11 protein-coding genes are annotated in these 7454 nt (G+C 35.8%); 8 read left to right on the plus strand and 3 right to left on the minus strand.

The genetic code is table 11. The features are described from left to right. The first annotated feature begins 10 nt into the window (after positions 1-10). Positions 11-655, plus strand: coding sequence for a TerC family protein (locus tag J7E67_RS27600; RefSeq protein ID WP_251027040.1), 645 nt, complete (start codon positions 11-13; stop codon positions 653-655). Here J7E67_RS27600 and J7E67_RS31965 read toward each other — a convergent pair. The 3 genes from J7E67_RS31965 to J7E67_RS27605 form a co-directional block, all read right to left on the minus strand. Next, on the minus strand, positions 650-778 hold the full coding sequence (locus J7E67_RS31965; protein ID WP_285291946.1) for a hypothetical protein: 129 nt from the start codon (positions 776-778) through the stop codon (positions 650-652). The two genes, J7E67_RS27600 and J7E67_RS31965, sit on opposite strands and share 6 nt — an antisense overlap. A 145-nt stretch (positions 779-923) precedes the next feature. Beyond that, positions 924-1463, minus strand: coding sequence for a CBO0543 family protein (locus J7E67_RS32445; protein WP_374102988.1), 540 nt, complete (start codon positions 1461-1463; stop codon positions 924-926). Between the two features lie 280 nt (positions 1464-1743). Beyond that, positions 1744-2835: a low temperature requirement protein A gene (locus tag J7E67_RS27605; RefSeq protein ID WP_214716317.1), complete on the minus strand. Its 1092-nt coding sequence runs from the start codon at positions 2833-2835 to the stop codon at positions 1744-1746. Positions 2836-2908: 73 nt separating this feature from the next. Here J7E67_RS27605 and J7E67_RS27610 point away from each other — a divergent pair, with 73 nt between their 5' ends. The 7 genes from J7E67_RS27610 to J7E67_RS32450 all read left to right on the plus strand — a co-directional run. Next, positions 2909-3463: an NADPH-dependent FMN reductase gene (locus tag J7E67_RS27610; RefSeq protein ID WP_214733228.1), complete on the plus strand. Its 555-nt coding sequence runs from the start codon at positions 2909-2911 to the stop codon at positions 3461-3463. Between the two features lie 210 nt (positions 3464-3673). After that, positions 3674-4318 carry an isochorismate family cysteine hydrolase YcaC gene (gene ycaC, locus J7E67_RS27615; RefSeq protein WP_214716308.1) on the plus strand — a complete coding sequence of 215 codons (645 nt, stop codon included), beginning with the start codon at positions 3674-3676 and terminating at the stop codon, positions 4316-4318. 415 nt (positions 4319-4733) lie between these two features. Then, on the plus strand, positions 4734-4922 hold the full coding sequence (locus tag J7E67_RS27620; RefSeq protein ID WP_214716309.1) for a hypothetical protein: 189 nt from the start codon (positions 4734-4736) through the stop codon (positions 4920-4922). Positions 4923-4959: 37 nt separating this feature from the next. Continuing rightward, positions 4960-5109, plus strand: coding sequence for a hypothetical protein (locus tag J7E67_RS27625; protein WP_214716310.1), 150 nt, complete (start codon positions 4960-4962; stop codon positions 5107-5109). Positions 5110-5278: 169 nt separating this feature from the next. Beyond that, entirely contained in the window at positions 5279-5836 is a 558-nt protein-coding gene (locus J7E67_RS27630) for a DUF4240 domain-containing protein (protein WP_214716311.1), read from the plus strand. A 288-nt stretch (positions 5837-6124) separates the two neighbouring features. Beyond that, positions 6125-7099 (plus strand): glycine-rich domain-containing protein, encoded by a 975-nt coding sequence (locus J7E67_RS27635; protein ID WP_214716312.1) that lies wholly within the window; start codon positions 6125-6127, stop codon positions 7097-7099. Positions 7100-7309: 210 nt separating this feature from the next. Beyond that, on the plus strand, positions 7310-7454 hold a 145-nt coding region (locus tag J7E67_RS32450), incomplete at its 3' end, for a transposase (RefSeq protein ID WP_214733229.1).

The following is a 7454-nucleotide window of genomic DNA, read 5'->3' on the forward strand; positions in this document are numbered from 1 at the left end:
GATTTTTGGTTTGTCATTTGCGGTACTCTTGAAAATAATTTTAATCAATATTGTCTTAAGTGGAGATAACGCAGTCGTTATCGCAATGGCATCACGTAATGTTCCAAAGAAACAACAAAAGAAAGCGATCTTTTGGGGAACATTTGGAGCCATTATTTTACGTTTAATATTTGCAGTAGCAATTATCTACCTACTAGACGTACCTTTTGTAACTTTTATAGGTGGGCTTCTTCTAGTGTATATTGCCATTAAACTACTAATTGGCGATGATGAAGAAAATCTTAGAGAAGGAGGTTCAAGCTTATTTTCCGCTGTGAAAACAATCATGATTGCTGATGCCGTAATGTCGCTTGATAATGTACTAGCTATTGCTGGTGCTGCTGAAGGAAATTTTGTCGGTATTATCATTGGAGTTATTATTAGTATTCCTATCGTTGTTTTTGGGAGCCAGTTAATATTAAAAGCAATGGAAAATTACCCTATTATCTCTTATGCAGGTGCGGGAATCTTATCTTGGACTGCAGGTGAAATGATCGTCGGAGAACCAAAATTTGAACCTATTCTCACTCACGGTCTACATTTATTGGTTCCTACGGCTATTACAGTTTTTGTTATTGGTTTTGGATATTTAATTTCTAAGAAAAAACTGCTATAGAAAAAATTCCAAGTAATCATGCGTCTTTACGAATGACACTAGGTAAATTCCCATTAAACTCAATTTCCCTTCTTGATACTCTTTGACTAACATTAACTTAAATTGTTCACTATATTTAGTCATAAAAAAACACCCCAAAGTCAGATTTCACTCTAACTTTTGGGGTGCAGTACAAAATCACACTGCTTTTTAGCACGTTAATAGAATGATTATGCCAAAATCATTAATATAGGCTTTTTCAACTAACGGAAATCCTCATCTTTAATAATTATTTCATCTTTAAAACTGGTATTTGAAAATAAAAAATTAGGAACATCGTGCACGAAATACAGAGTATCCATGCAAATAATGGTTTTTTATTATGAAGTATAATACCAATGAAAATAAAAAACCAAACAACCAATGACCACCAAAAATTCCATCCATTGTGATAAGACAAGAGTTTTAAAAATAAAAATATCGTCTCAATGAACGTAAATAAAATTGCCCAAAAGGAAATATAAACTAGTTGGTTAAAAAATTGTGCTTTGTATGGATACCGTGTGAGATAAACTAATATGATTAGGGGTAAGTTTGTAAAAGCTATAGAAAAATCAGCTAAGGTATGATTTGGAACTAAAAAAGCTTTATGGAAATACCATAAAGAGTGTTCATAAGTAATTATAGAGATAAAGAAGTCTACACTAATAGCAAAAATGATTGTAGGATAATATATCTTTAGGTTTTTCCAAATAGCAAATATCAAAGCTGAAATTAGGAGTATTACTGTAAATATCCAAGGAAAATATATCGTTAGCTTTGGTATCATTATGTTCCTCCTTAAAATCAGCGTACATATGGTATTTAGATTATGCCCATTTAAAAAGAAATTAGGTTAGTAGGGGGTAAAAAATGGGCAGAATATTACCATGAAAATTATTTGGATATTTGAAAAGGAATTTATGGAGGAATAAAATACGGGAGAGGAACTTCCATGTTTTAAATAGGAACTAAAAGGATTGCGTATTTTCCTTACATGGGGGACATGTATTCGAATTAGCTTGATAGGCATGCTTCAGGACCCCCATTATTAAATTTTCCGTATTTTATTAAGTGGTTGTAAATTTAGCATAGATGATAAAAAATAGAGTTAATTCTCCCATTATGACAATGTTTGGAACTACCATGATTAAATTAATAATAAAAAAGGCTGCTAAAATCCCTAAAAACAGCCCTAAATGATAAATTTTCAGACGGTGTTGTTCATACCTGTATTGATGAAAAACAATGGTAGTTGAAATGAAATAGAGCAATACAGAACTAAATACAAAATATACGATAAATGAATAATGGACCTCATATAAAAACATCAGTTTGATAGATGCTGCAATCATGCTCAAAGACATTAGAATAAACAGATGTCCGTAAATAATAGTTTGTCCTGCCCCATGAATCGACTTATCTACCTTCTTTTCTACATTATCAAAATATTGCCACCACATCGAAATGATAAGTATAAATGAAATAATCGAAAATGAGATCGAATTCCAATCACCTTTTTGGGGCTGTAGTACAAATAGGGTGCTGACGACCGATTCTCCAAAAAGGATTAATGTCAATAAAGCAAATCGTTCTAATAAATGAGCCGTATTGGTCAGGGCTTTTACCAAATACCTGCGTCCGAAAACAGGCACAATAACATCTATAAAAATTCCTGCATATAACACGGCGTATCGAATCCATGAATCAAAAAAGATAGAGAGAAATGAGATGAGGACTCCAATCCCAAAACATGTTCCTAAAAACCGAGCAGCCGTTTTTCTATCCCCTTCTTCTAGATTCTGAACAACAAGATATTGAATTGCCGTTAGTGCCCTTACTCCAATATAGCCAATAAGAAAAGGGAGATAGTATTGATCAAAATCTTCCGATAAGCTGGATGTCATAACAAGGACAAATAACATTTGAAGAATTATAAAGATACGTTGATGCAAAAAATCTTGTCCAAACCGATTAATAAACATTGTTTGTCCAGTCCAAGACCACCATATCGGGATAAACATTAGAGCAAACTTTAATAGATATTCTGGATAAATATAACCTTTTTCAACATGAAGTAAAACATGAGTAGTAGTTGCAACTGCTGCCACAAATAGCAAGTCATAAAAAAGTTCTAACCAAGTCACCTTTTTTTCTACCATCACTGGAAATACCTCCTATAAATTATAAAATATGGTATTATTAAAGTTGATTTCAAACAAGGAGGGAATCTCTATGCCCAAAACCATCGGCCTTATTTGTGGAAGTTTACGAAAAAATTCTTATAACCGAATCGTTGCTCAATCATTGACAGATATGAGTGATGCCGCTCAATTTCGCTGGATCGAAATCAACGATCTTCCTTTGTTTAACGAAGATTTAGAAATTGGCGGTGATCCAGAAACAGTAACATCATTTAAGTCCGCTATTCAGGACGTTGACGGTATTATTATCGTTAGTCCAGAGTACAATTCTGGAATTCCGGGCGTGCTAAAAAATGCATTAGACTGGGCGTCAAGAACTCCGAAGTCCTCCGTTCTTAGAAGAAAACCGGTTGGCTTAATCGGAGCAACACCTGGGGGATTAGGGACTGCCTTTGCTCAAATGCAAATCAGACAAATATTAGAAGCAATGCAAGCTCAGGTTCTTCCATTTCAAAAAGTGCTGATTTCGCAAGTACATGAAAAGATTGACTCCGATCAGAAAGTGCTTACTGACGAAAAAACAAAACGATATCTTGAGCGTTATTTACAACAATTTATTCATTGGATCGATCACACTCCTTTTTAAATTAACCAAAGAATACAGAACATCATCAAGTAATTTTTTGTGATGATTTTTTATATATATAAATATTGTTGACAGTAAATAGTTTGTTGTCATTGGTTTATCTATAAACCTATAAAGTTCATAAACTGATTGTAACAAACGAAGGAGTTTAAGGTAAATTTGCCGATATATGAACTTTCTTCGATTCGGTATTTAAAGGAGGATTATAAAATGTCTGATCTCTATTCTCGTCTTTCCAAAGATGATGCTGCCGTTCTTCTAGTGGATCATCAAACTGGCCTTATTTCCGGCCTAGTGCGTGACTATGGTGTTGATGAATTCAAGAACAATGTTTTGGCTCTTGCTAACACCGCTAAGTTTTTTGATTTACCAGTTATTTTAACAACAAGCTTTGAAAACGGACCTAACGGCCCACTAATGCAAGAATTGGTTGAGATCTTTCCTGATGCGCCAAAAATAGCTCGGCCTGGACAAATTAACGCTTGGGACAATGAAGAATTTGTTAAAGCCATTGAAGAAACAGGTAAAAAACAACTAATTATAGCAGGAGTTGTTACTGATGTTTGTGTTGCGTTCCCGGCACTATCTGCTGTAAATGCTGGTTACGAAGTATTTGTTGTCACTGATGCTTCCGGAACGTTTAGCAAACAAGTAGCGAACGCGTCATTAATGCGTATGGCCCATGGTGGAGTACAGCTTATGAACTGGTTTAGCGTAGCGTGCGAATTACAACGCGATTGGCGCAACGACGTTGAAGGTTTTGGCGCTTTACTCTCTAGTCAACTTCCTGGTTATCAAAATTTAATTGGAAGCTATAGGGGAGCTCAGAGAGATCACGGCAAGCAGAATGACTAGATCAACAAAGGTCAACCTTGACATATAGTTAGCTATCCTCACCAACAAACGCGGATTTCATACGAAATTCGCGTTTTGCCATCAGGACCCCTTCTTCAACTAAACCAGCTAATAGTTTGTCAACATTTTTCAATAATAAGATTAATAACCTCCTGATATACTAAAATGTTTATGCAAATAACCTTCCGTTAAACCTTAATTGGAGTGTTTTGTTGTATTTAGTTAGATGTGGTTTTTAAACCAATATTGGAAAGTAGTTCTGCTTTTGTAAGGCGTAAATCCAATGTAAGAAAAATTAAGTACCTTCAATATTAGAAGGTATTTTTTTTCGGAAATGAAATATATAAAGTAACACAACCTTTGTTCTAAGATGTTTTCATCCTATTAACCAAATAATTTAAAGGGAGTGCGGTAAATGGTAAGTATGTTCATAGATAGTATTTGTCCAATATGCGGAGAGATCAATCAAGTGGAACATAAAGGGGAAAAAATTCTTATCGTAACTTGTAAGAATCACCATATGTATGACCATATCGTCATCCCGTATTCTCGAACCCATCCGATTAAGGATGAAAAACGGATTAAATTAGAAGAATGCTCGTAGAGAAAAAATTCCATCGTATGAGTGATAAATCAACGATATGTCTTCTTATTTTAATAATGGGTATGAAATTGAAGGACGTTCGACAGTTCGAGACGTTGCAGATTTTCGTACTGTAGTTGGTAAGGATAAGGCCTATGAACAAGCATTAAAGAAAGCGATGGTGGCCTTAGGGGCATACCTAGTATAATAGCGAATTATTAAAAAGAAGTAGAACCCTTAGAATGGCGATATTCCTTAACGGTATCGCAGTTTTTTTGATTGTAAATAAATTATGATACTTGATAAAATAGGAATTAATAAATATTTTTGGTAAAAGGAAAAACGGTAATATCTGCATATACTGGAGGGGTCATAGAGTGAATAAAACGGAATACTGGAATTTAATAGAGCAGTCCAAGTGTTACAAAGAAGACCAGGTTGAATGGTTAACAGAAGAACTTAGTAAGAAGTCGATAGATGAGATCGTGGATTTTGAGTTTATTTTCGAAGGTTACATGAAGGAAAGCTATCAATCTCATCTATGGGGTGCAGCCTATCTGATAATGGGAGGATGCTCTGATGATTCTTTTGATTATTTTAGAGGATGGCTCATTTCACAAGGACAAGAGGTATATGAGAAAACACTGAAGGAACCCGATTTTTTGGCAAATTATATAACTGATGAAAATTTGGGAGATGAAGGTGTTCCGGAATACGAGGATTTTCTAAATGTAGGTTTTGATGCCTATACACTGAAAAAGGATGGTGACCCAGAAGATTGGGATGAAGATTTGTATGACGAGATGCTAGAGTTGCTGTCTCAAAAGGGATTGGTAGATAATACAGAAATTGAATTTGATTGGGAAGACGAAGATGATCTAGAAGAGATGTTTCCAAACCTTTGGGAACGATTTGGAGAAGATCCTCTAGGTTAAGTCGCTCATTTGGAGGGACTGTAAGGTTAAGTGGTAGATTTTGGTTGGAAAATAGTGACTGCACTGCTTGTCATTGGTACATAAGGTCTAAAAAAACTAATCAAACGTTTGATTGAATCGCTGGAATCCTTGGTACGTATGGGCCGAATAAAATCAAAACCCAAAATTAAGCCTCAATAGGTTTAATTTTGGGTTATTTTTAGGACTCCACATAGGCGAACAGTGACAGTCACTGTTCGCAAATTTTAACACGTATTAAACTATTATAAAGTAAGGACGGTGATTCATTTGGTTGCAGGAATTGTAACTGCCGCTTTATTGCTAGCAGGAGTGGTTACAGGAGTAGTGGTACTAGCGGCAAGGAACCGACCTAAATTAGCGAAAGAAAATATACCTGAGCATTTGGGAGTGCTTACCCCTGTTCCTGTGACACCATTGCTTGAAAAATTAGATTCCGCCTTGAATTCAGACTATGTTGAACAAGTGAAGCAGCGTTTTCTTCAAGATAATCCGAAACGGACGGAAGATGAATTTGAATGGCGACTTTTTGAATTAAAGCGTTATTTATTGCTTGCAGCTATGTTAAAGGAAACGCCTATGTTCAGTGAAGAAGTGGATGATGTTTGGCATACGATGCTGCTTTTTACGCAAAAATATCAAACTTTTTCGGAGCGATTTGTTGGGAAAATGCTGCATCATACGCCTAATACTAGTCCAACTCCTGCACCACAGGAACGAGCTTTTTTTGATTGGGTGTTTTCACAGTTGTTTACGATCACTGAATTTAGTTGGAAATCTTGGGGAAGTTTTTTTAAATATCCAATTGATAAAAGGGTCTTACAAGAATTCAAGGAAGAAAGTAATGAATGGCTGATTAATAGATATTTTAAAGTTAATGAAGATAATAGGAATACAGTTGAGTATCTCGTCAGAAAAATGAAGCAGCAGGTAAGTGATGCGGAAGTTATGTATCAAGTGGACGAAAAAGGTCAGTTTGCTAAACAGAGAAGGTACGGTGAAATGACCAATCTGTCTCTTGTAATGGTGTTTTTCTCTTACTTTTATTTTGATGATTATTGGAAGTATGCGAGTGCGTATACGTATGCCAACGCGGCCAATTACACTAGCGGCTGCTCAACTGCCATCTTTTGCGGGACTGCTTCGGATGGTTCTGGTCATGGGGATGGAGGTCACGGAGGCGGTCAAGATGGAGGTTCAAGTTGCTCACGTTGTTCTAGTTGTGGTAGCGGATGTTCCTCTTAGGGTAAGCTTTAGTTCATAAAGCCCGTCCACCGAAAAATGGATGGTCACCGGTCGATAAGAGAGGTTCATAAAGCCTGTTCACCGGAAAATAAAGGGTCGCCGGTCGATAAGAGAGGTTTATAAAGCCCGTCCACATGAAAAAGGAGGGTCACCGGTCATGTACTGCACCCCAAAAGTTAGAGTAAAATCTAACTTTTGGGGTGTATTTTTATGGCTAAATACAGCGAACAATTTAAATTAATGATAGTAAGAGAGTATCAAGAGGGAAAATTGGGATATGTCTTGTTGGCTAGGAAGCATGGTATACAAAGTAGAACAACAATTGAGAAATGGGTAAAAGTATCAGAGAAATTTG

The organism is Bacillus sp. ISL-46 (assembly GCF_018613205.1).